The following is a 23,759-nucleotide window of genomic DNA, read 5'->3' on the forward strand; positions in this document are numbered from 1 at the left end:
TCTGTTTATATTTGAGGAAGTTGGAGTACAGTCAGCGGATTACCATAATACACATACATAAAAGTAATCAGGAAAATAAACTCGCTCTCAGGGTCAGTCGGTTTATAGTTTTTAACAGCGTCTTCTCTCATTTTTTTGAGTATTTCGGCTGCTGGTAGTTTTGGGTATTCTCGGCATTTTTCAAAGAAATTTTCCGTAAATTTTGCTGCATATTCGTCCAGTACTGCCCCTAAAGTACCGATTACTCCGCTTGCTCCTTTTTCTAAGAAAAAAGTTGCAAAACCAGTCAAAAAATACTCTGGGCTATCTTGCCACTCATCTTTTCCCAGACGACCAGAGTGGCAAGCATTCATAAAAATGATACTGGGTTTTTTAAAGCTGCTAAACTTATATCTATAAATCAGGTTTAAAGATATTTCGTAGGCTTCTTCTTGGTCATCTCTTGCGACTAATTTCATCTCATAAATATTATCTTCATAATATCCATGACAGGAAATGAAAGCAAGACAAATCTCAGCACTAGCATCATTTAATACTTCGATAAAATCATTAATATTTTGACACTCTTTGTAAGAATTACCATATTTTTTGATAACTGATTCTTCTAAGTTAGCAGTTCTAAATTCTTTATTGATACAGCCAACAATTTGACCAGAACAGCTTTCATGTTTGAAAATTGGTCTTTTAACTGGTAATAAGTTACCTTCATTTGTGTATTCTTCGTTAACCGCTTCTATATCTTTATCTTCTGTATATTTACTACTAATATCTTGCCAGCGCACAGTGACAAATGATGCACCTAAATATTGATTATTTGGTAATTCTAGAATTTCCCAAGGAATCTCAAAGCTTGTGCGATCGTTGATAACTATATATGATAACTTCTCTTGATTTAAATGGAGTTTTTTCTCTAATATTTGCAGCCACTCATGAATTTTTTTGGCGGCTTGTCTTCTGTGAGAAAAAATTTTGACATCTGCTGATACTTGCCGATGTAATTCTAATATTTCTGCATTAATATCTTTGTCAGTATAGTGAATATATTCATCTTTTAATCTACTAAAAAATTTTCTGGGAGGTTTTAACTCTTTTATCTCTTGAAAACCTTCTTTAGGTAGCAAAGCATTATAGAATCTAATTCGATATTTATTATCTTCCTCAATCACATATAAATGCACTACTGTTGGATCATCCTTATTAGTTAGTTGAGCAGTAAAAGTAATATCATCTTTGGTTTTATTACTATTGGTTGTTTCTATTTTGCTGATATCTTCTAACTCTTGGAGCTTTTTTTTTCGCAACATTTCTTCTGGGGAATTTCCTCCAGGTAATGACCTACTTCCAGGTGAAATAGGCGGCAGATTTTTCACTGTTCCACCTCCGATGTATCCCACAATGGAATATCAACGATTTTCGCGCCCAAAGCTTCTGCTAGTTCTAAAGGCAAATCAGGGTAAGCTTTAGACTGAGGATTAAGTAAAACAGCTTGGATATCATGAAAGTTAGCAAAATTAGCGATGTTCTTAGCAATATTTAAAGCGTCTTCAATACCTTCTCGCTTCACTTTTTGTGGTGGACGCTTTGTCTGACTAGCTGTTAAAGTTACATTCCCGCGTCCATCACTAATTACCAGCAGTAATACTTGTTGTACTGTGCTGCGTCCGTGTTCTAAGCTATGGCGTAAAGTCTGCAAAGCTAAATATAAACCATGCGCTAGCGGTGTCGCCTTACCCTTTCCGGCTTTAATACCTTCATCAATTCGAGGAGTAAGGATACTTTGCGCCATAACTTTTTCTGCTTGTAACTGGTGACGCGCATTTTTTGCTCCCACTTGTATCAAGCAAATACTTGCTCGTTCCACGTATGCCCAACTAAGATAAAGTAGTAAAATTTCTTGCCAGTTGCAATTTTCTAAACAAGTGTGGTCAAGTACCAACATCAGCATTTGTTCTGCAACGGGGGCGCGGCGATAGCGATATAAGTCTGTGGGTAATAATATGAGATGCTGCTGATTATTACCTGAAGGGGAGACGAAATAAGCTACAATATAGATTCAATAAGCTTCATGGCTCTTAAACCTTGTTGATAATGCTTCCACTTATTACGATTAATTCTCATTAATTGTGTGACTAAATCAATACAGCTATCCTTGAAATGTACCCATGTTTGACCATATAAGCCGATATAAAAACTACTGTGTCTCCGTTGAGAACGACTCCTTTCTTTAATCCGAGCTATATATTTTTGGATTCCTTTGCGTTTAATAAGTTGACCATTAATTGTTGCAGAGGTGTAAGCGATCGCTATCAACAAAACTAGAGAAATAAAACGTTCACCTTGAACATTAGTGTTTTCTAAGTTATAGCCACCTGTTTTGAAATCTCTAAACATTTCTTCAATATCAAATCGCTTTTTGTAAGCAGCAATTGCTGACTCTAGGGTGTCAAAATTTGTTAAAATAAACCATGCTTCTTTGGGTGCTACTCCGTTAATTTTACGTTGCCACTTACCAGCCACATTAAAACTGATAAAACCCTGAGTCTTTGTTACCTTAACTCCCTTGATAAAAAAAGATACTCCAGGAGTTAATCCTAAACTGCTTAACTCCATAAACATATCTTGTTTAATTTCTACAAATTCATCTTTTTCAATCGCAAACAAAAATATACATCCTTGCTCTGAAGGTACTTTGCTAGTTTTACCGAGCAAAATTCTCTATCCCCCAACACACAGATTTTATAATCTTTCAATATTGCTATAACTGGCGATAATATTTTCTGCTGTTCCGTGAGATTACTACTACCTAATTTGGGCAGCAAACTAAAATATATTGGTATGGCTCTTTTATCCCAAATCACGCTGACCATTAATAAGTTTATCCGACTCCAATTAGTCCTATCAATTGCTATATAAATAATTTTTTCATTCTGGAAGTAGTTTGCTATTAGTTCTTGAATAATTGGCAACCAAACTTTTTCAATTGTGAGATTTGGTAATGATAAAAATCTTTGTATTCTTTTTCTTCTGCTTTCAAATTTAATTCCCAAAGGTAGCGCATTCGCTAATTTTTCTAAAGTTACTTCTTTGATTGACTGCAACAGATGTATCAAAATTTTTAGCAACAGATATTCTGCTAAACTCAATTGACTTTTTAAGTGCTTTTGGTACAATATAGCTAACATTATCATTAAGTAGGTCTTATTGACAAAACTAGACCTACCTTTTTCTATCACAAAACGCTACCCATCTTATACACCAAGCTTTTTAGGCTGTTTCGTCTCCCCTCCAGGATTATTACCTGTTGATTGTTTACGAATTTTTTGATATTTTGCTGCTTCTAGCAATGTTCGCACAAAGGCTATATCTTGAAGATTAACTGCTTTTTCTATACCAACAATTTGACCACGAGCCACTGTTTTTGAACGAAAGCGACGCATGGGTAATTGCAGAGAAAAAGAGCTTTGTTTATCCTGTTCTTCATCTTCTGGATAAGGATTATTTGAGGCGATCGCAGGTAATATTGTAGAGGGAAAATCTTCTATTTTATTTGACGAAAAAAATTCTTCATGTTTTGTTATAGGTTCTGGCTCTGGGGGGAGAGGTAGTGGTGTAATTGGAAGTTTTTTATCTGGGGGATATTTTTCATCTGGTAAATTAATATTAGGAAGAGGATTAGGTAATTCTTGTGGTTTAGCAAGTGGTTTCAAACCCATCATTTGGGCAGCATGGTCAACATGTTCTGCTGTCATTTCTAAGCTTCTTTCTAATCGTGCATAAGCTAGAGAAAGTCGTGCTAGGGCAATTTCCCGACGATGATAAATATCTAATCTGTCGGTGGTGTATTCAATGACTCTACTTAAAGCTGGGGAAGTAATTTGAGGAAGTAGTTCGAGCGCTTGATTTAAGCTTTCAATTATTTCATTTGGTAGTGTTTCTTGCGGATTTTTATTATCTGTATTTTGCTCATCAAGTAACTTGAGAATTTCCGCTACTCTGTCTGTATTTTTTTTGGTAATATTTAATCTGAGCCGCAAAGCAAAGCGATCTAGTAAATGAGGTGATACAGTTTTCACTTGTTCATAAGCACACCCAGCTATCCAAAACAGTTGGGGTTGCCATTGTGCTTGCTGTCCATGACGTTCTAGGTGTGCAACATCTGCGCCCATCAGCGTCACCCCACCTCGTTGTGCTGCTAGGTTAAGTTTTGTTAAATCGGGAATTACTACTACCTGCTGTGGAGAATGATTTTGCCCCGCTGTCAATAATCCTGGTTTCCATAACAACGGCTGTTGCTCTATTTCAACGCTTAAACCTAAATTTCCCCACAGCAGATCCTCATCTTCATAGGTTCCTAAAGTGACTAACTCAACTTTATAGCCATTTATCACCTCTAGCATTTGGGCTATAATTAGGGCTGCTAACTGCAAGGTTTCGGGTGTTGTATCATACAATAAAATACTACGCAAACCAGGAGCGATCGCAGCACAAGCAAGAGGCTGCATAAATGAATTTCTTAAACTATCTTGGCTGGGTATATCTGACATTCCCCATTCTCAATTTTCTTAAATAACTGCTTCTAAACGGCGATGTTGGAGTACTAACTCTGCCACTGCTGTTACATCTTCAGATGTTACTATCACCTCTTGATCATCATCTGTACTTTTACGCACTGCATAGGCACGAGATGCCAAAGCAATAATATAATCAGCCCGATTTCCTTGGGCTTTGGAATCTGTTGCTAACTGAATACATTCACTAACAATTTCTAATGGTATTTTAACCTGATACAACTTATCTTTAGCTTTTACTAATTTGTCCTTGAATTTTTCATCTTTTTGTAAGTATTCTTGAATATAAGATGATGGATTTTCCTCTGTGTGAATAGAAACTGCTTCATCAAACTTCAACACATTTTCCAAAATTGATGTCCGCAGATTGATGTCAATTTCTGATTTGACACTCACCCTCAAACCAAAGCGATCTAATAACTGTGGTCGTAGTTCCCCTTCTTCTGGGTTCATTGTGCCAACTAAAGTAAAAGAAACTTGCTCTTGCCGACTTTTACCTTCTCGTTGTACAACTAGCACGCCAGTGGAAGTCACATCAAGAATAATATTAACTATATGGTCATCTAACAAGTTGATTTCATCAATATAGAGTAAGCCTTTATCGGCTTCTTCTAATAATCCTGGTTGTTCTACAGGCTTACTTTTCATCAATTCATCAATCCGCCAACCCCCCACAACTCGGTCTTCTGTAGCGTTAATTGGTAGAGTTACAGGAAGGCGATTGTACATCATTTGAGTAAATGCCCGCACTGCTGTAGATTTAGCTGTACCCCCTGGAGGGGAGACGAAACAGCCTAAAAAGCTTGGTGTATAAGATGGGTAGCGTTTTGTGATAGCGGGACTTAAACAAAAATTAAGCCCAAATAAAGCCGAAACTGGCTTTATGAGAGGCAAATACGTCACGATTAATGGTTAGCCATTCAAAAAAACGGAAAGAAATCGCTGTTCTAAACGCTTCTAAAGCATCAGTAAAAGTGTTCAAAGGTTTAGTTGCCCACCTACGTCTCAAACCCCCAGTCAGCTGATGCCAAAGAATAAAAGTATAGGCACAAAAAACCAGGATAAAATGTCGTATGAGACTAGTTTTATCTCGGACTTGATATTCTTTTAATCCGAGAAAGCCTTTGGCTTCTCGATAGAAAACTTCCACCCAATTTCGTTGAGAATAGGTGTTGACTATCCATTCTGGAGTGACAACAGATGTAGAAACATTAGTGATAAAATAGTCGATATCAGTGGCATTTGAGAAAGTATCAGCATTCATCACGATAGCTATACTTCGCTGTCCCTCTAGACGTGATATCTCTACAAGTCTTGTTGCTACCCACACTGTTCGGGATTTATCTAATTTGAGTTTAATTTCGCTAAAAGCTTCTTGGGGCAACGTCTGTGCTAATTCATCTAGCCTGATTGTTTGTTGATAATTTCCTTGGTTACTAATTGTGACTTTCCGATTTTTGGCTACTCCTCCTAAATACTTTAAGTTTCGCTTTTCTAGTTCTAATAGGAATGATGTATTGTTACCATATCCCGCATCTACAATTACTATTCCTGGTTGATATCCTCGCTCTCTTGTTTGGTCTATTAACTTAATTGCTATCTCGGTTTTCTTCTCAAATAATGGGTCTTGTTTCCCCTGTGGTAATGAATCAGCGTGCTGATATAACTCTATATCTAATGGTAGGCTTTTTCTGCCATCATATAAATGACTTGTTACCACTACTATTCCATTATCAGTCTTACCGATTTCTCCAATATATTGTCTTCCAACTCCTTCAGTCAAGTTACCACTTTTCCTATGCCCTGAATCATCAATTATCAAGCTAAATCCCCGATTAATTCTAGTCTGACTACACTTGTTCATTACCTCCAAGCGTCTTTCATTCAGCTTTTTAGCCGACCAAGGTGCATCTGTTAAAAAGTGGTGTAATCTATGGTAATTCACCCCTATGGCGTTTCCTGCCATCTGTAACAGGTTTTTTCTCTCACTTTCCCCCAATAATCCCCCTAAATAATGTCTGAACTCCCTTTTTTGCGCTTGATGATTAAATACATCATCAAACCTTTGACACCATTTTTCAAAGCATGGGGGCATGGCTGTGGGAGTTGTCTCTTTCATCAGGCTTATTTTAACGTGAAACCTATGCTATATCTGCATTATAACCTCTTTTGCTCTCTTTTTTTGCTTAAGTCCCGATAGAAAAAGGTAGGTCTAGTTTTGTCAATAAGACCTACTTAATGATAATGTTAGCTATATTGTACCAAAAGCACTTAAAAAGTCAATTGAGTTTAGCAGAATATCTGTTGCTAAAAATTTTGATACATCTGTTGCAGTCAATCAAAGAAGTAACTTTAGAAAAATTAGCGAATGCGCTACCTTTGGGAATTAAATTTGAAAGCAGAAGAAAAAGAATACAAAGATTTTTATCATTACCAAATCTCACAATTGAAAAAGTTTGGTTGCCAATTATTCAAGAACTAATAGCAAACTACTTCCAGAATGAAAAAATTATTTATATAGCAATTGATAGGACTAATTGGAGTCGGATAAACTTATTAATGGTCAGCGTGATTTGGGATAAAAGAGCCATACCAATATATTTTAGTTTGCTGCCCAAATTAGGTAGTAGTAATCTCACGGAACAGCAGAAAATATTATCGCCAGTTATAGCAATATTGAAAGATTATAAAATCTGTGTGTTGGGGGATAGAGAATTTTGCTCGGTAAAACTAGCAAAGTACCTTCAGAGCAAGGATGTATATTTTTGTTTGCGATTGAAAAAGAATGAATTTGTAGAAATTAAACAAGATATGTTTATGGAGTTAAGCAGTTTAGGATTAACTCCTGGAGTATCTTTTTTTATCAAGGGAGTTAAGGTAACAAAGACTCAGGGTTTTATCAGTTTTAATGTGGCTGGTAAGTGGCAACGTAAAATTAACGGAGTAGCACCCAAAGAAGCATGGTTTATTTTAACAAATTTTGACACCCTAGAGTCAGCAATTGCTGCTTACAAAAAGCGATTTGATATTGAAGAAATGTTTAGAGATTTCAAAACAGGTGGCTATAACTTAGAAAACACTAATGTTCAAGGTGAACGTTTTATTTCTCTAGTTTTGTTGATAGCGATCGCTTACACCTCTGCAACAATTAATGGTCAACTTATTAAACGCAAAGGAATCCAAAAATATATAGCTCGGATTAAAGAAAGGAGTCGTTCTCAACGGAGACACAGTAGTTTTTATATCGGCTTATATGGTCAAACATGGGTACATTTCAAGGATAGCTGTATTGATTTAGTCACACAATTAATGAGAATTAATCGTAATAAGTGGAAGCATTATCAACAAGGTTTAAGAGCCATGAAGCTTATTGAATCTATATTGTAGCTTATTTCGTCTCCCCTTCAGATTGAAATATTTATCAAATCACCCCACTAAAAAAATAGAAGAGTTGTTATGGGAAGCAGCACGGATGAGTTTCATGCCAATGGCATATGTTCATGCAGGAGTGGCTGATGAGAAGTTACTGAGAAAGGTAGCACTGTCATCATTTTCTGATTTTGTGCGCCAGTGGGATTGTATTCAGATGGAGTTAGATTTTGAATTGGCATTACCGATATCGCCGATGTCAACAGAGAGTTTGGGTAAACAGAAAAGTGCATCGACGACTGTAGTTCAGCAGGAAGTAGTGGAGAGAGTAAACGCAAAAAAAGCTGATGGTGATAATCAAGTTACTGTAGCTGTAATTGAGGAGTCTGACGAAGATGATGATTTTTGGGATGATGAGCGAGATGTAAAGATGGAATTATCTGATGAACAAAAAGCAGCTAGAGAAGAGATGGATGCTTTGTTTGGGTGAAGAATCATAAGTTGCACAAAATTCAATTTATTTGTGGAGATTGGGAACTCTTAACAGCGACAGGAAAACAATATGTGTAATTAATTTTGTTTAGCGGGACTTAAACATTTTTGAGACAGAAACAAGGCTCAAGCTTATACAAGGCAAGGAAAATACATCAAGTGCTAAAAAATGCGCCAAACCTAGATATATCAAGAAACTAGGTCAATTGATGTCAAAGTCTTTCTATATATACATTTGATGGCTTTTTGAGGCTAATTTTTGTCTAAGTCCCATTAGGTGCTTAATATCAAATCTAGTGGTATCGGAATAATTAAATAACCGCAGAGGCGCAGAGTTAGCAGAGTCAGAAAAATGAGGAATAATTCCGTTACCAACGCATTTGATATAACTACTCATTTAGCTTGCGGACGAATAATAAGCTGATTTCTAATGAGTGAATTTTGAATTGATATCAGTTTTTTTAACAAGGAGTAATTCAATGATTAAGCCTGCAATTGTTGCAGTGCCAGATTTGTTGCTGGCTATAGATTTGGGTGGTTCTCAGACCAAAGCGATCGCTAGTGTACCTGATAAGAACGGCTCCCCTACATTGGTGTGTATGGAGCCTGAGATAGCCGATGTGTCAGATGCATCCATACAAAACTACGAGAAAACCAAATCTGGTGAAGTAGATCCAGAGAATACTTGCTGGGTAGGTATTGGTGATGAATACTACGCTGTAGGTTTTTTGGCAAGGCAAAAATACGGTGGTAACTCGCTACTGAAGCAGCTTAAAGAGGAAAGCGCAGTTCCAAAGATTTGTGGGGTTTTGTGGGTATTGTGTCAGAAACTGAAGCTTAACGGTAAATTAACTGTGGCGCTGACTGTGTTGCTACCCCCATCGGAGTATCAGGATAGAGAGCGTCTGGAAGTAAAGTTAAAACAGGCACTAAGAAGATTTAACACATCTACTGGAGAAATACGAGTCAAGTTAGTAGATTTTAACGCCAAGCCAGAAGGAGGCGGTATTTATCTTTACCACCGTTGCATCTTGGGTGCTGACATCAAGAATCGCAATGTGGCGGTAGTGATGTTGGGACATCGCAATGCTTCCGTGTTGGTATCAGCTAGGGGTGCAGTTGCTCCTGGGGTGTCGAGTACCTTTGGGATGTCGTGGATGTTGGATGATTTTGTCAGACGGTGTAGTGGTCTAGTGAAAGAAGACCCGCGTCTGATGGTGGCAATAGTAACAGCAGGATCTGAGTGCAACCCAGAAGCTTTAACTAAGTTGTCGCGGCGCAATAGCTCAGTTGAGCGGGAAGGAGAAGCGCAGGAGATGTCAGCAGCCCTAAAGCTCAGTCGAGATGAGTATTTCCGAGCATTAGTGCGGTGGTTGTCTCAGGAGCTACCCCGTGATATTGACGAGATTATTTTATGCGGTGGTACTGCTGAATACCTCAAACCTGAACTGGAAGCCCATTATAGTAATGTAAAGGTGATTTGGAATGGTGATGTAGAGATTCCCTCAGGATTGGATACAACGGGAATGGGAATACGGATTGCGGATGTGTGGGCGTTGTATGAGGTATTTTTTGGAGTGGGCAATTTAATAAAAAAAGATAGTGGTTTAACTGAAGAAGGCAACGCTTCCTCTTCTGCCACACCCGCTATGGTATCCTCTGCATCAGAGAGCAACTTTGTGCGCTCGACAGCACCGAAGCCTGGAGGGGAGACGAAACAGCCTAAAAAGCTTGGTGTATAAGATGGGTAGCGTTTTGTGATAGAAAAAGGTAGGTCTAGTTTTGTCAATAAGACCTACTTAATGATAATGTTAGCTATATTGTACCAAAAGCACTTAAAAAGTCAATTGAGTTTAGCAGAATATCTGTTGCTAAAAATTTTGATACATCTGTTGCAGTCAATCAAAGAAGTAACTTTAGAAAAATTAGCGAATGCGCTACCTTTGGGAATTAAATTTGAAAGCAGAAGAAAAAGAATACAAAGATTTTTATCATTACCAAATCTCACAATTGAAAAAGTTTGGTTGCCAATTATTCAAGAACTAATAGCAAACTACTTCCAGAATGAAAAAATTATTTATATAGCAATTGATAGGACTAATTGGAGTCGGATAAACTTATTAATGGTCAGCGTGATTTGGGATAAAAGAGCCATACCAATATATTTTAGTTTGCTGCCCAAATTAGGTAGTAGTAATCTCACGGAACAGCAGAAAATATTATCGCCAGTTATAGCAATATTGAAAGATTATAAAATCTGTGTGTTGGGGGATAGAGAATTTTGCTCGGTAAAACTAGCAAAGTACCTTCAGAGCAAGGATGTATATTTTTGTTTGCGATTGAAAAAGAATGAATTTGTAGAAATTAAACAAGATATGTTTATGGAGTTAAGCAGTTTAGGATTAACTCCTGGAGTATCTTTTTTTATCAAGGGAGTTAAGGTAACAAAGACTCAGGGTTTTATCAGTTTTAATGTGGCTGGTAAGTGGCAACGTAAAATTAACGGAGTAGCACCCAAAGAAGCATGGTTTATTTTAACAAATTTTGACACCCTAGAGTCAGCAATTGCTGCTTACAAAAAGCGATTTGATATTGAAGAAATGTTTAGAGATTTCAAAACAGGTGGCTATAACTTAGAAAACACTAATGTTCAAGGTGAACGTTTTATTTCTCTAGTTTTGTTGATAGCGATCGCTTACACCTCTGCAACAATTAATGGTCAACTTATTAAACGCAAAGGAATCCAAAAATATATAGCTCGGATTAAAGAAAGGAGTCGTTCTCAACGGAGACACAGTAGTTTTTATATCGGCTTATATGGTCAAACATGGGTACATTTCAAGGATAGCTGTATTGATTTAGTCACACAATTAATGAGAATTAATCGTAATAAGTGGAAGCATTATCAACAAGGTTTAAGAGCCATGAAGCTTATTGAATCTATATTGTAGCTTATTTCGTCTCCCCTTCAGCTATGAGTAGAGTTGTTATTGAGTGAATTGAATTAAAATTTATGTGGATGATAATAATTACTTTCTAGCATTAGAAAAATTAGTTGTCAGTATTACCTATTGAGGCAATCACCTTCATACTATTAACCACCAAAGCGTGCCAATAACTCCTCACGAGACAATTGCAACAACAAAGGAGTAAATTCCTCAGCTTTTAGCGATAACAAAGGTTCAATAATTGCTGATAGTTGCTCATCCAATGAACCGAAACGGCTTTTGAGCAAGCTTTCTACAACTTTACGTTCTCCAAGGTGTGTAGCTTCTTCTATCCGTTGTGTATAGAGTGGTGATAAACGCATTCCGTAACTCCCTATCTTCCTCGCGTGTTTATTCAGGTTGCTCAACCTCTTGATTATGAGAAAGTTCAGCGGCGTTAATTGCTTTTTGTTTTAATACCAATTCTATTTCTGCTAGTTTTTGACGCAGGGCTTCTTGAAACTCCATTAATTGAGAAACTTCAGCTTTCTTCAACGCCTCCCCAGAGATTTTATGCAGAGAACGGGTTGCTGTAGCTACTGGTAATCTCTGTTTTTGCGGTGTTGGAGAAGCCTGACTCTGTGAAGCTATCACCTCAGCTACTAATTTTCGTGTTGCTTGAACCGAAAGTTTCTGAAAGATCGCCTGCTGCGTCGTATTGCTTCTGATTGCTTGTGCTTCTGACTCTGAGAGTCCCAAATTTTTGGCTGAGAGTTTCTGTAGTGCCATAGCATGAACCCCTTTAAGTCCTCTCGACCTAATTGCCGCTTTCAGGTCTTCTGCTAAGGAGAGCATGGGAAAAATGTTGGCATCAATCGAAGCTGGATTGAGTTGTAAATCCAACAGCAACGCCAACACCGCCTGTTCTGGCTCATCTAAGTCCATATCTGCTAGACCTTGTTGTTGCTCCTCTGGTGTTCCCGTCATCAATTCAACAACAGAGTTCATGCGTTTCTGCGCGTTTAACCGTCGCACCACTGTCGAGAGAATCCGGGGTATATTTTCAGCTTCAAGACCAGCATTACTTGCCAACTCTCGCACGATCGCCTCAGCCTTATCGAGAGGATTGAGGTCTTCCCGATGTAGGGAGGTCAATAGTGCTTTGCGGTGCAAAGCAGCAGGTTCTGGAATAATTACAGCTTGGAGGTTTTGCCAACCCAAGGTTTTCGCACTGCGCCAGCGCCGCTCCCCATCGAATATAACTAAATTCTCCCGCTGAATCAGAATTATTGGCTCTAGTTGTCCATCGGATGTCAGAGAACGGGACATGGACTCAATGCTTTCTGCTAAAAAAGTCTGTCTGGGTTGTTCTGGGTTCGCTTGAATTTGCTCCAAGGGAATGGATTGGATACCTGATTGTGATTGGAGTTGCGATCGCAGCGTTTGCAGTTGTTCTTCCAACTCCGTAGAACCTTGAGAACGAAGTTCTTCAATCTCAGCTTTAAGTCGCTGAATTTCTGACTCAGCTTCAGACAACTGCTGAGATTGCTTGGCTGCTGAAAAATAATTGGTGAGGTCAGGAGCTTTGCGGGTAGCCATATTATTTTTTTGTTTTCTTCTGATTCTTGTTTCCAATTAAAGCTTGCAGTTGCTCGGCAATTTCTTTAAAGTCATCTTTAGCGGGATGGCTTGGGCGGTAAAGATGCACTGGTAATCCTTGACCACTGGCATTGACAAATTCCGCGCTATCCCGGATAGCTGGAAAAGCACGGATATCCATCTGTTCCAACTGAGATGGTAATGCAGACAACATCTGTCGATGAGCTGCTCGCCGTGAATCGAATTGGTTAGGGACAAAGCCGAGAATTTCTGGCTGAGGTTTTAAGCGTAAGTGCTTGCAATGATAGTAGTACCATTCCAGTAAATGCGCCGCTCCTTGAATTGACTTCGGTTCCAACTGCACAGGGATAATGATGTGCGTGCTAGCTGCCAATGCCATCAAAGGTAAGGGACCAAGAGTAGCAGGACAGTCAAATATAATCAGGTCATGTTCCAGAGGATAGTCTGTTAAACGGTCTCCGAGCAGGTAGGCTCCTCGTTTGTGTAAAACCAGTTCATCTGCTGTTTGTGTTAAAACCATTCCGCCTTGACAGATGACAACTTTGTTAGTGTGTTCGCTCCAGCAAGGAATAAAAGGCCAAGAGCCGTCAAAGTCGCCTTTGAGAGCAGCAGCCAGAGTTTGTTCCGGCTCTGGTAGGTTCAGTCCACAAAACAATGTCAACGAGCCTTGCGGGTCGAGGTCAAAGAGTGCTACGTTGTACTTTCGCTTTGCCAGTTCGTATGCTAAGTGGACTGAAAGTGTCGTTTTACCACTGCCTCCGGCATTGCTGATTACAGCTAGTCGAATTTGCATGGCTTTTTCAATGAATGTTATTCCAAAATCATATATTGAGACCCAAACATCATATATCGATATATGATGAATCTACACAGAGAGTAGGAATACTTTCGACCTGCATCTAAAAATTAAGTAAATTGTCCGCATAGCAGCGACCTAGTAGAAGGAGTAAGCGCTTTCCAAGGCATATACTGTAAAGCAGAACTCGCTTTCTTAGACACAAAGAAGATTTCAAAAAAAAGACTTTTGCAAAAAATCTTTTCTCATCAACTAAGAAAAAATATTTCAAGTAAAAAAAATACCTCCGGCCAAGGAGCCGGAAGCATGGGGATTAAAACGGAATATTGGAACTATCTGTGGTGTTCAGATAGCCGTTGTTAGCTGCTAGAGCTACACCAGCACCAACTGGCTGTTTAGCGCTTTCTTGTGGTGCTGGTTGAACAGCAGAAGTGGTAGTTGGGATAGGAGTAGTGTTGGCAGTGTTAGTGGAGATGAAGGTGCGGATAACCAGAGTTGTTTTCTTTTCCTTATATCCTTTGCCGCTATCCACCACCTCAATATCTAAATAGCCCATAGCGATTCCACTTGTGTTAACCCCTGACTCGGCTATTGATACTGCTGCTGCTCCCTTAGTTCTGTAGGCGATCGTATCTTGTACTACACCATCTTTAGCATAGAAGGAGAAAGCACATTCCCCATAGACAATTTTTACTCCCTGATGATCAAAAGTTTCGTTAATTGTGAGGAGTTCAATAGTTTGGCTTGAGCTAATCATGAGATATCCTTTTGATTGCAACTGTCGATTTTTTATTGCAATTGCGCCTAGCGCTTTAAAACCAAGGCACCCCACAGACAACTGACCAGTTATCTATGGGGTGCCTTGGTTGCATTAGAAGTTAGCGGTGACTATTTGGTTTTGGTCGCCACTAGATTCAGTAGATTCTTTGCGTTGAGAGGAACTGATGAGTTCTAGATTATTGACGCGAATCACTGGTTTTTCTCTGAGTTCGTCGGTATTCTTGTCCGTCCACCTGTCGAAAACCATTTCACCAGTAATGCCAATGGTAGAACCTTTCTTTACCCAGTCTGCTGCCACTTGAGCAACATTTCCCCACAGTTCTAAATCAAACCATAAAGGAAATTCGCTTTTGTAAGGTGGTTTGACGGCTAGAGTTAGGGATGTTTTCATTGCACCTGACTCGAAGTGACGAACTTCTGGTTCTTGACCAACGCGACCAACCAAATCGACTTTATTGACATATTGCTGAGTCATAAGATTACCTTTGAGTATTGCGTTTTTTTCAAAAATGATGGCGCGATAGCGCATTACTGTATATGTGCCATGTAACGTAAGGGTGTGATATGAATTCTTTCGGTTAAGGGGGAAAGGCAAAAGGAGAAAGGCTGGAATTCACCCCAAACCCAATTCCCAATCCACAAGGGAGGTCAAGAGGGCTTATCCAAAATGTATTGGGTGTAATGTGCCTTCTTGTTTTCTTGAGAAAAGCGATGTCTTCTCTACGAGAGGCTACGCCAAGGCCAACGCGTCTACGCACTTTTACCATAAGTAACCCCAAATTCTTTGTAGAGACTTGGGGTTATCTGCTTAAGTTGCTTGCTAAATACTCACGTTAGTTGGTCTTTTGTAACTAATCCATGCAGTTTCTCTGCAAGTTTGTTAGGTTTCATTTTAATGCGACCTATAATTTTATTGAGTTTTGCAAGTTCTTGCAGTTTCTCTGCTGGTAGTATCGTCAGTTCTTCTACAGTCGCTAATTCCGCACTTTGGTTATCTGGAGTTTGGCTACTGTCAATTTCTGGGGAAACTTCTGAAGTGCTGATGACATCACTTGGTGCGACTCTCCTATCCTCATTTATTTGAGTAGCCAGAACATCTGGATTTATCTCTGTGTGATTGGTGTATGACAGAATTTGCTCTACTGTTGCGATTTTGGGTGGCTTTAGCAGAGCTATGCGGTAAAATTTCCCTATTTTCCTGACTTTAATTTTGGCTCCAGCTGCCCTGAGTCTTGCTGCCAAATCGTTAAGAATAGAAAAATCTACATCTAGATGAATTTGTTGATTGGTAGTGATGATTGCGCTCATTTTTTTATCTGTAAATTAAATCTTACAGTCAGCGCTTTAGCGCAACTTTTAGATGAAATTTACCTGACTTAACTTGTTTAAATACTCATCAAAACAAGGATATTTGCCTATATTTTTTATTAGCAGAGATAAATAAACCTGTACTTTCAATTGCACTACGCTGTGCAATCATTAACTGATTCAAGTTATGAATGGCTCTTCCTTCATTATTTTGTTTGGAACCGTATCTACGCGTGTCTATTCCTGCTTCCCTTAGCGTTTTACAGCACAAACAGTTACATTGGGGTGCAGTAGGCGTTTTACCTGGTTTAACTGCTTTATATTTGATAAGTTTTTCTCCATCTGTAAAGAAGAAGGAACCAGCAGAAAAAGCTTCCTTAAAATAACTAGCACCATCAAAACTGGTAACTCCAAATTTGTGAAAAGCTTTGGCATATTCTGGTGCTGATAATCCAAAAATATGAATCCAGATTTTCTCTGGAAGTTTTTGTAATTCTTCAACCACAGTTTGAATGATACGCAGATTTCGTTGTTTGTCTGAAGATTTGGGAACAAGCCCTCCCAGTGCTATTGCTCGATATCCCAATTCGTAAAGTTTCAGCGCATAGCCTAATCTTTCCTTTGTGGAAATGCCATGAATCACTGCCATTGGCAGTCTACCTTCTAATAGTGCTGCTAATTCAAGAAATCGAGCAGCACTGTCATAGTTAAATTGGCGGCGTTGGCTGATATTATTTCCTATAAGAAGTGCATCTGGAGCGACTACAATATCTCCAGGTTTGCTGCGTTCCTTATACTCATAAATTGCCCAATAGGGTGTTACTAATTGTCCCCTCAACTTTGGAATATCTAAATGGCGATAGGAATAAGCACCGCAATCCCACAGAATTGGAGAATTTGGTATCATTGCTTGTCTGAACGCTAAGGAACATAACCACCCATCTGGTTGAGCTTCTAGAAGTTCCCAAATACCTATTTTTCTGCCGTATAGCTTGAGGTAGTCTGTTTTGCCAATGACTCCTAAATATTGCGCCATTATAATGTTTGTAAAATTTGTGAATATCCCCTATGGCTCATAGGGGATATTGTGTCGAAAAATGTTTGTTATACCAATTCAATATGAAAATGCGCCAAACCAAAAATCGTCTTCAATCTATGCTGCAAGCTTTGTTCTAAAACAAAGTTTGGCGTAGTCTCACAAAAAAACGGTATTACTTGGAATTACTGACTCAGCAGTAAAACTTCCCATATTAATCTAGGAGAAGCTTTGAACAAGGAGTTTTTGGCTGCTGACAATTTCGATAACCAATCACTATGATTTAGAGATTTCCTCCAACAGTGTTGCAGATAGTCGAGAAGCCACACCTGTTGGTGAAACTCCAGTGTCGCTTCTATTTCTTTGGCAATACTCAGTGCTGTCAAAGGATTGGCAATCGGTGTAGCTAGTTGCTTGAGGAGTTGGCGTGGGATGGATTGAAGTTGTTCGTGGTGGACGATCGCCTGTCCTGGAGAACCAGCCGCCAGCGTCATCACCACCGGGTTATTGAAGATTTCAACTTGTCCAATTCTTTCAAAAACTGCTTTCATTTCAACATCAGTCAATCTGTGGAAAGGGATGATTTGGCAACGGCTCGTAATAGTGGGAAGTAAGCGCTGCGGTTGGGAGGAAAGGAGGATAATAGTACCAGTGGTAGTCTCTTCCAGCGTTTTGAGCAGAGCATTGGTAGTATTTGGCTGCATTTTCTCAGCGTTTTGGATGACCACAGCTTTAAATGGTGCATTTAGAGGAGAGCGGGAGAGAAATTGGGTAATTTCTCGAACCTGCTCAATCCTGAGAAGCGGTGCAGACTTTGGTTGTACTCCAGAAGCAGCCAACTCACTCTCGTTCAACAACTGTCCGTGATGCAGATAAGTTGGCTCTACCCACAGCAAATCAGGTTGATTGGCGAGGTTATGGATGTTAAGGGCTTGGGCGAGGAAGCATTTAGCAGCTAGGGATTTACCTACACCTTCTGGGCCTGCGAACAAGTATGCAGGAGCCAGTCGATTGTGTGCGAGCCTCCCTGATGGAGAAGCGATCGCTAACGCTCCTTTGAGTAAAGACACCGCCAGGTTTTGTCCCACTAAGGTAGACAACTCGAAGACTTCTTTAAATGGTTGCACAAATTCCGGCTCCGTGCATTGAGATGGGGTAGAAAGAGAGGATTCTTCTGTGACTTGAAGTAGATTTAGTTGATTCATTGTTTGAATTGAATTGTTGATTTCTACAAGCCGCACACTCGTGACCCTACAAACAAAGTTTGATGATTTGAGTTTGAAGGGCGAGCTTTTCGTCTCCACCAGACTTGAGCATTAGTTCCAGTTCCAAGAGCACTTTCAAAGCCTTTTGCAGTCTGTTGGCACTAACACTCTTCACCTCTTGGCGGATGTAGTAGAGGCGTTTGGGATTTTTCAGTTCGGCAATTTGGGCGATCGCACCATCGTCTTGACATCCAGCCGCCGCCATCAGTTTGACTATTAACCAGGTGCGAAAGGCAGTAGTCAGGGTAGCGACAATCCTTAAAGCAGGCTCATTGCATCTGATTAAGTTTTCGACTAATTTCAACGCTTGAGAAACATTACCCAAACGAATAGCATTAGCTAATTGCAAGCTATTGGCTGCGTTTGCTGACACCAACTCTCTCACTATATCTGCATTTATAGTTCCACTTTGAGCATAGGTTTTCAGCTTTTCTAGCTCAGTAAACGTCAGTCGCGTATTGTTGCCTGTCGATTCAACCAATAAAGAGTAAGCATCCGCAGTCAGGTTTACATCCACCTCAAGAGCCAGGGTGCGTGCCTGTTGTATGAGTGCGTTCGTCTGCCACTGTGGAATTAGGGGAAACTCTACAGCGAGTGCATATGTAAGCAATAGTTGGACTGATTTGTTTTTGGCATCTGGTTTGTTAAGACTTGTAATCAGCAAGATGTTTGTTTCTGGGATGGCAGGCAGAATCTGTTCCAATTTTACTAGGGCTGTTTTTGGGCAAACCCCCAGTAAAGAGCTGTTTGGTAGATGAACTAAACGCCCTCCACTCCCCACTGGAGGAGTCATGATGTCTGCAAACGCTTGGGCGATTGTCTCTTGAGCAGAAGGTGAGTATTTAGAATAGTTGACGCAGTTCCAATCTTGATCGAGGATATGCGATCGCAGTCTCTCAATCGCGCGATGCATTAAGAATTCATCTTCGCCCCAGTACAAATGTATTGGCATAGCTGTGATTTGGCTATGATAGTGTTTTACCGTTGCAGTTGAGCGTCAGCGCCAAACTGTAAAATTTGTTCTCATTAGCCCAAAAATATGGATAATCAGTTATCAAAAGAAATCGCTTTAAAACATTTGGAGAAAATAGCGAATATTGATGGTGGTAGTGAAAGAGAGGATGATTTTTTTGTGGGATTTCTGAAGAGTTTGGGAGTACCAAAACCTTCAAAGATGACAGAGGTAGATGCTGAAAAATTATTAGGCAATTTGGCTGAAGGGGAGACGAAATAAGCTACAATATAGATTCAATAAGCTTCATGGCTCTTAAACCTTGTTGATAATGCTTCCACTTATTACGATTAATTCTCATTAATTGTGTGACTAAATCAATACAGCTATCCTTGAAATGTACCCATGTTTGACCATATAAGCCGATATAAAAACTACTGTGTCTCCGTTGAGAACGACTCCTTTCTTTAATCCGAGCTATATATTTTTGGATTCCTTTGCGTTTAATAAGTTGACCATTAATTGTTGCAGAGGTGTAAGCGATCGCTATCAACAAAACTAGAGAAATAAAACGTTCACCTTGAACATTAGTGTTTTCTAAGTTATAGCCACCTGTTTTGAAATCTCTAAACATTTCTTCAATATCAAATCGCTTTTTGTAAGCAGCAATTGCTGACTCTAGGGTGTCAAAATTTGTTAAAATAAACCATGCTTCTTTGGGTGCTACTCCGTTAATTTTACGTTGCCACTTACCAGCCACATTAAAACTGATAAAACCCTGAGTCTTTGTTACCTTAACTCCCTTGATAAAAAAAGATACTCCAGGAGTTAATCCTAAACTGCTTAACTCCATAAACATATCTTGTTTAATTTCTACAAATTCATTCTTTTTCAATCGCAAACAAAAATATACATCCTTGCTCTGAAGGTACTTTGCTAGTTTTACCGAGCAAAATTCTCTATCCCCCAACACACAGATTTTATAATCTTTCAATATTGCTATAACTGGCGATAATATTTTCTGCTGTTCCGTGAGATTACTACTACCTAATTTGGGCAGCAAACTAAAATATATTGGTATGGCTCTTTTATCCCAAATCACGCTGACCATTAATAAGTTTATCCGACTCCAATTAGTCCTATCAATTGCTATATAAATAATTTTTTCATTCTGGAAGTAGTTTGCTATTAGTTCTTGAATAATTGGCAACCAAACTTTTTCAATTGTGAGATTTGGTAATGATAAAAATCTTTGTATTCTTTTTCTTCTGCTTTCAAATTTAATTCCCAAAGGTAGCGCATTCGCTAATTTTTCTAAAGTTACTTCTTTGATTGACTGCAACAGATGTATCAAAATTTTTAGCAACAGATATTCTGCTAAACTCAATTGACTTTTTAAGTGCTTTTGGTACAATATAGCTAACATTATCATTAAGTAGGTCTTATTGACAAAACTAGACCTACCTTTTTCTATCACAAAACGCTACCCATCTTATACACCAAGCTTTTTAGGCTGTTTCGTCTCCCCTCCAGGCTTGATAGAGTAGATACTAAAGAATTAAGATAAGCGATCGCCTAACTCATATTTCCTCCACATACACAAAAATTTACGCCACTTTTAACGGTTTTTCAGGAAAAGCGATCGCATCTGGTAAAACTTTCCCCTGCTCTTGATACCATTCAATTAAAGACTCTATAACTTCCTGTCCATGTTTGGCGGCTTCCTCATAAGTTTTACCGTGAGTGTGGAATTGTTGCCAAGGAAATTCCGGTAAGTGAACTAAATAGCAGTTGTCCTCATCAGACCATTGAATAACCATACTATAGCGATAGTTCATTCTTCCTCCTCTATTTTTCCTAGTTGCTTCAAAAACTGGTATTTCTGAACAATGTACACATAGTTTTGCATCTCTAGTTGTCGTCACTAGAAGAATTACTAGGCGAGAAATCAGGATATTTCACCATTCCTGAATAACTTCGATAAAATCACTATGGTGCTAATTAAACTCTCAGCCTGATGAAAAACGATCGCCCCCCATCCACTTTTCACCGTCCTGAACTCCTCGCTCCTGCTGGTCACTGGGACTGTGCGAAGGCGGCGGTAGAAAATGGCGCAGACGCGATATACTTCGGCTTGGATAAGTTCAACGCCAGAATGCGGGCAGAAAATTTCACTGAAGCAGATTTACCCAAGTTAATGTCATTTCTCCATCTACGGGGAGTGAAGGGGTATGTCACCTTGAATACACTCATCTTTCCCCAAGAATTGAGAGCAGCAGAACAATATCTGCGTTCAATTATCGCCGCTGGGGTAGATGCAGTAATTGTGCAGGATGTGGGTATCTGTCGTCTCATTCGTCACATCTCTCCTAATTTTCCTATCCATGCTTCCACCCAAATGACCATCACCAGCGTGGCTGGGGTAGAATTTGCTAAATCCCTCGGCTGTCAATTGGTGGTGTTAGCGCGGGAATGTTCTCTCAAAGAAATCAAGAAAATTCAACAAAATACGGCGCTACCTTTAGAAGTATTCGTTCACGGTGCTTTGTGCGTAGCTTATTCTGGTCAGTGTTTAACGAGTGAAGCTTTAGGTGGGCGTTCGGCTAACAGAGGCGAATGTGCTCAAGCTTGCCGAATGCCCTACGAGTTAATCGCAGATAACAAGATTGTAGATTTAAAAGAACGCAGATATTTACTCAGTCCCCAAGACCTTGCAGGGCTGGAAGTTTTGCCAGATTTGGTCAAGTCTGGCGTCACCAGTTTGAAAATTGAAGGTCGTTTGAAATCGCCAGAATATGTAGCCAATGTCACCCGTGTTTATCGCCAAGCTTTAGACCGGGTAATGGCAGAATTAGTCAAAAACCCAAACAATTCTCTCCCCACCCCCCCATACTTCGGCTCCGCTACCTCGGCTGCGCTCGGCACAAGTCAGTACAAGCCTCCCCATCTCCCCACCCCATCGCAAGAACGCTACAACCTAGAGATGGCCTTTTCTCGCGGTATCTCCACAGGCTGGTTTCAGGGAATTAATAATCAAGAATTAGTCCACGCTCGTTTCGGCAAAAAACGCGGGGTTTATTTAGGGGAAGTTACCCGTATTCGCAATGAACAAGTGAGCCTCATTTTAGAAGCGCCTGTTAAAGCCGGCGATGGTGTGGTGTTTGATTGCGGTCATCCAGAAGCGAAGGAAGAAGGCGGTAGAGTTTATGCAGTCATGCACAAAGGCCAGGAAACATTATTAACCTTTGGTCGAGATGACTTAAACTGGCGACGATTGCATGTAGGCGATCGCATTTGGAAAACTTCTGATCCAGAATTAGATAAGCAACTACGTCAGAGTTTTGCAGGCGAAACTCCCCAATTTCAGCGCCCCATACACTTAGAAGTTTATGGCGAAATTGGTCAGCCATTAATTGCGATCGCCCGCGATGAAATTGGTAACATTGTCCAAGTTGAATCTCTCATGTGTCTGGAAGCAGCCCACACTAAACCCTTGTCTCCAGAACGTTTGCAAGAACAATTTGGGCGCCTTGGAAATACCCCCTTCCACTTGGGTAACTTCATCAATCACGTCAGCGGCGCTGTTATGTTACCCGTGAGTGAATTAAACCGGATGCGGCGAGAAATTGTCACTGAGTTAGAAGCCTTACGCACTCAACCCCAACGCTGGCAACTCAATTCTACAGCCTCATTACAAAATCTACTCCCCCCATCACCCCATCACCCCATCACCCCATCATCCCCCTCACTCATCGTCCTCGTCCGCAACCTCAAACAACTGCAAACCGCACTGCAAAGCGGGGTTGAGACACTCTACTGCGAATTTGAAGACCCCCGCAGCTATCAAGCAGCAGTGAAAATAGTACGCGAGTGGGGAGATGGGGAGATGGGGAGATGGGGAGGTGGGGAGGTGGAGACAAGGCGAATTCCCAACATATGGGTCGCACCACCCCGAATCACCAAACCTGGGGAAAACTGGATTTTAAAACAAGTGCGTGCGTGTGAAGCCGATGGTTATTTAGTGCGGAACTACGATCAGCTAGAATTTTTTCAGAGCGATCGCTGTATCGGCGATTTCTCACTCAATATTGCCAATCCCCTTACAGCCGACTACTTTCACCACCGTTACGGCTTAGAAAGACTGACCGCATCTTACGACCTAAATGTCAACCAATTAGAAGACCTACTGAAAACCAGCCCGCCCCAGTGGTTTGAAGTCACCATCCATCAACACATGCCCATGTTCCACATGGAGCACTGCGTCTTTTGTGCCTTCCTCTCAACAGGAACAGATTACACCAACTGCGGACGACCTTGCGAACAACACGAAGTCAAATTAAAAGACCGCGTAGGTAGCGAACACATCCTCAAAGCCGACGTCGGCTGTCGCAACACAGTATTTAACAGCACTGCCCAAACCGGAGCCGAATACGTACAGCGCCTCATAACCTTGGGATTACAGCACTTCCGCATCGAGTTCGTCAATGAAACCCCAGAGCAAGTGAGTAAAACAATACATTGTTATCAACAACTCCTGCAAGGTGAAATCACAGGTTCCCAACTGTGGCGCGAGTTAAAACTGCAAAATCAACTAGGCGTAACCCGCGGCCCAATGGGAGTATCTACACAGCGCTAGTAGCTAATTT

General features: G+C 40.1%; 22 protein-coding genes and 1 pseudogene. 6 read left to right on the plus strand and 17 right to left on the minus strand.

Features of this window, described 5'->3' with window-relative positions; translation table 11 throughout:
• Window positions 1-5: 5 nt before the first annotated feature.
• From MIC7126_RS0119790 to MIC7126_RS0119815, 6 genes and pseudogenes are all read right to left on the minus strand, one after another.
• Window positions 6-1,370 carry a CHAT domain-containing protein gene (locus tag MIC7126_RS0119790; RefSeq protein ID WP_026100395.1) on the minus strand — a complete coding sequence of 455 codons (1,365 nt, stop codon included), beginning with the start codon at window positions 1,368-1,370 and terminating at the stop codon, window positions 6-8.
• Window positions 1,367-1,939, minus strand: coding sequence for a vWA domain-containing protein (locus tag MIC7126_RS0119795; protein ID WP_026100396.1), 573 nt, complete (start codon window positions 1,937-1,939; stop codon window positions 1,367-1,369). The genes MIC7126_RS0119790 and MIC7126_RS0119795 overlap by 4 nt, the downstream gene beginning before the upstream one ends.
• Before the next feature lie 101 nt (window positions 1,940-2,040).
• Window positions 2,041-3,182, minus strand: a pseudogene (locus MIC7126_RS27965) (IS4 family transposase).
• A gap of 66 nt (window positions 3,183-3,248) precedes the next feature.
• Window positions 3,249-4,544 (minus strand): magnesium chelatase ATPase subunit I, encoded by a 1,296-nt coding sequence (locus MIC7126_RS0119805; protein ID WP_017654900.1) that lies wholly within the window; start codon window positions 4,542-4,544, stop codon window positions 3,249-3,251.
• An 18-nt stretch (window positions 4,545-4,562) separates the two neighbouring features.
• The gene (locus MIC7126_RS27970; protein ID WP_274517495.1) at window positions 4,563-5,471 is read right to left on the minus strand and encodes an AAA family ATPase; all 909 of its coding nucleotides are present in this window, start codon (window positions 5,469-5,471) and stop codon (window positions 4,563-4,565) included.
• Window positions 5,422-6,687 (minus strand): IS701 family transposase, encoded by a 1,266-nt coding sequence (locus MIC7126_RS0119815; RefSeq protein ID WP_017651096.1) that lies wholly within the window; start codon window positions 6,685-6,687, stop codon window positions 5,422-5,424. Before MIC7126_RS0119815 ends, MIC7126_RS27970 begins: the two co-directional genes overlap by 50 nt.
• A gap of 125 nt (window positions 6,688-6,812) precedes the next feature.
• Between MIC7126_RS0119815 and MIC7126_RS0119820 the strand changes: the two genes are divergently transcribed.
• From MIC7126_RS0119820 to MIC7126_RS0119835, 4 genes are all read left to right on the plus strand, one after another.
• A complete protein-coding gene (locus MIC7126_RS0119820; RefSeq protein ID WP_017652111.1) occupies window positions 6,813-7,955 on the plus strand; it encodes an IS4 family transposase in 1,143 nt (380 codons plus the stop codon).
• A gap of 22 nt (window positions 7,956-7,977) precedes the next feature.
• The gene (locus MIC7126_RS27975) at window positions 7,978-8,427 is read left to right on the plus strand and encodes a hypothetical protein (protein WP_161606853.1); all 450 of its coding nucleotides are present in this window, start codon (window positions 7,978-7,980) and stop codon (window positions 8,425-8,427) included.
• Between the two features lie 481 nt (window positions 8,428-8,908).
• Window positions 8,909-10,171, plus strand: coding sequence for a ParM/StbA family protein (locus MIC7126_RS0119830; protein WP_017654903.1), 1,263 nt, complete (start codon window positions 8,909-8,911; stop codon window positions 10,169-10,171).
• A 66-nt stretch (window positions 10,172-10,237) separates the two neighbouring features.
• Window positions 10,238-11,380: an IS4 family transposase gene (locus MIC7126_RS0119835; protein ID WP_017652111.1), complete on the plus strand. Its 1,143-nt coding sequence runs from the start codon at window positions 10,238-10,240 to the stop codon at window positions 11,378-11,380.
• Window positions 11,381-11,523: 143 nt separating this feature from the next.
• On the opposite strand, the gene MIC7126_RS0119840 is transcribed toward MIC7126_RS0119835, so the two are convergent.
• The 9 genes from MIC7126_RS0119840 to holA form a co-directional block, all read right to left on the minus strand.
• Window positions 11,524-11,739, minus strand: coding sequence for a hypothetical protein (locus MIC7126_RS0119840; RefSeq protein ID WP_017654904.1), 216 nt, complete (start codon window positions 11,737-11,739; stop codon window positions 11,524-11,526).
• 28 nt (window positions 11,740-11,767) lie between these two features.
• Entirely contained in the window at window positions 11,768-12,955 is a 1,188-nt protein-coding gene (locus MIC7126_RS0119845; protein ID WP_017654905.1) for a ParB/RepB/Spo0J family partition protein, read from the minus strand.
• Between the two features lies 1 nt (window position 12,956).
• On the minus strand, window positions 12,957-13,769 hold the full coding sequence (locus tag MIC7126_RS0119850) for a ParA family protein (protein WP_017654906.1): 813 nt from the start codon (window positions 13,767-13,769) through the stop codon (window positions 12,957-12,959).
• A gap of 316 nt (window positions 13,770-14,085) precedes the next feature.
• Entirely contained in the window at window positions 14,086-14,529 is a 444-nt protein-coding gene (locus MIC7126_RS0119855; RefSeq protein WP_017654907.1) for a hypothetical protein, read from the minus strand.
• 114 nt (window positions 14,530-14,643) lie between these two features.
• Window positions 14,644-15,027: a single-stranded DNA-binding protein gene (gene ssb, locus MIC7126_RS0119860; RefSeq protein ID WP_026100397.1), complete on the minus strand. Its 384-nt coding sequence runs from the start codon at window positions 15,025-15,027 to the stop codon at window positions 14,644-14,646.
• A gap of 353 nt (window positions 15,028-15,380) precedes the next feature.
• Window positions 15,381-15,860 (minus strand): hypothetical protein, encoded by a 480-nt coding sequence (locus MIC7126_RS0119865; RefSeq protein ID WP_017654909.1) that lies wholly within the window; start codon window positions 15,858-15,860, stop codon window positions 15,381-15,383.
• 88 nt (window positions 15,861-15,948) lie between these two features.
• Entirely contained in the window at window positions 15,949-16,896 is a 948-nt protein-coding gene (locus MIC7126_RS27980; RefSeq protein ID WP_017654910.1) for a tRNA guanosine transglycosylase family protein, read from the minus strand.
• A 185-nt stretch (window positions 16,897-17,081) separates the two neighbouring features.
• Window positions 17,082-18,101: an AAA family ATPase gene (locus MIC7126_RS0119875; protein WP_026100398.1), complete on the minus strand. Its 1,020-nt coding sequence runs from the start codon at window positions 18,099-18,101 to the stop codon at window positions 17,082-17,084.
• A 46-nt stretch (window positions 18,102-18,147) separates the two neighbouring features.
• Entirely contained in the window at window positions 18,148-19,113 is a 966-nt protein-coding gene (gene holA / locus MIC7126_RS0119880; RefSeq protein WP_017654912.1) for a DNA polymerase III subunit delta, read from the minus strand.
• Window positions 19,114-19,200: 87 nt separating this feature from the next.
• Between holA and MIC7126_RS0119885 the strand changes: the two genes are divergently transcribed.
• Window positions 19,201-19,395 (plus strand): hypothetical protein, encoded by a 195-nt coding sequence (locus tag MIC7126_RS0119885; RefSeq protein ID WP_017654913.1) that lies wholly within the window; start codon window positions 19,201-19,203, stop codon window positions 19,393-19,395.
• A 1-nt stretch (window position 19,396) separates the two neighbouring features.
• Here the strand turns inward: MIC7126_RS0119885 and MIC7126_RS0119890 are convergent, their stop codons facing one another.
• Both MIC7126_RS0119890 and MIC7126_RS0119895 read right to left on the minus strand, forming a co-directional pair.
• Complete coding sequence (locus MIC7126_RS0119890; RefSeq protein ID WP_017652111.1) at window positions 19,397-20,539, minus strand: IS4 family transposase; 1,143 nt, start codon at window positions 20,537-20,539, stop codon at window positions 19,397-19,399.
• 181 nt (window positions 20,540-20,720) lie between these two features.
• Window positions 20,721-20,951, minus strand: a complete 231-nt coding sequence (locus MIC7126_RS0119895; protein WP_017654914.1) for a type II toxin-antitoxin system HicB family antitoxin — start codon at window positions 20,949-20,951, stop codon at window positions 20,721-20,723.
• A 179-nt stretch (window positions 20,952-21,130) separates the two neighbouring features.
• Here MIC7126_RS0119895 and MIC7126_RS0119900 point away from each other — a divergent pair, with 179 nt between their 5' ends.
• Window positions 21,131-23,749, plus strand: coding sequence for a U32 family peptidase (locus MIC7126_RS0119900; RefSeq protein ID WP_017654915.1), 2,619 nt, complete (start codon window positions 21,131-21,133; stop codon window positions 23,747-23,749).
• Window positions 23,750-23,759: the final 10 nt, after the last annotated feature.

It is taken from the genome of Fortiea contorta PCC 7126 (assembly GCF_000332295.1).
Classification (GTDB): Bacteria; Cyanobacteriota; Cyanobacteriia; order Cyanobacteriales; family Nostocaceae; genus Fortiea; species Fortiea contorta.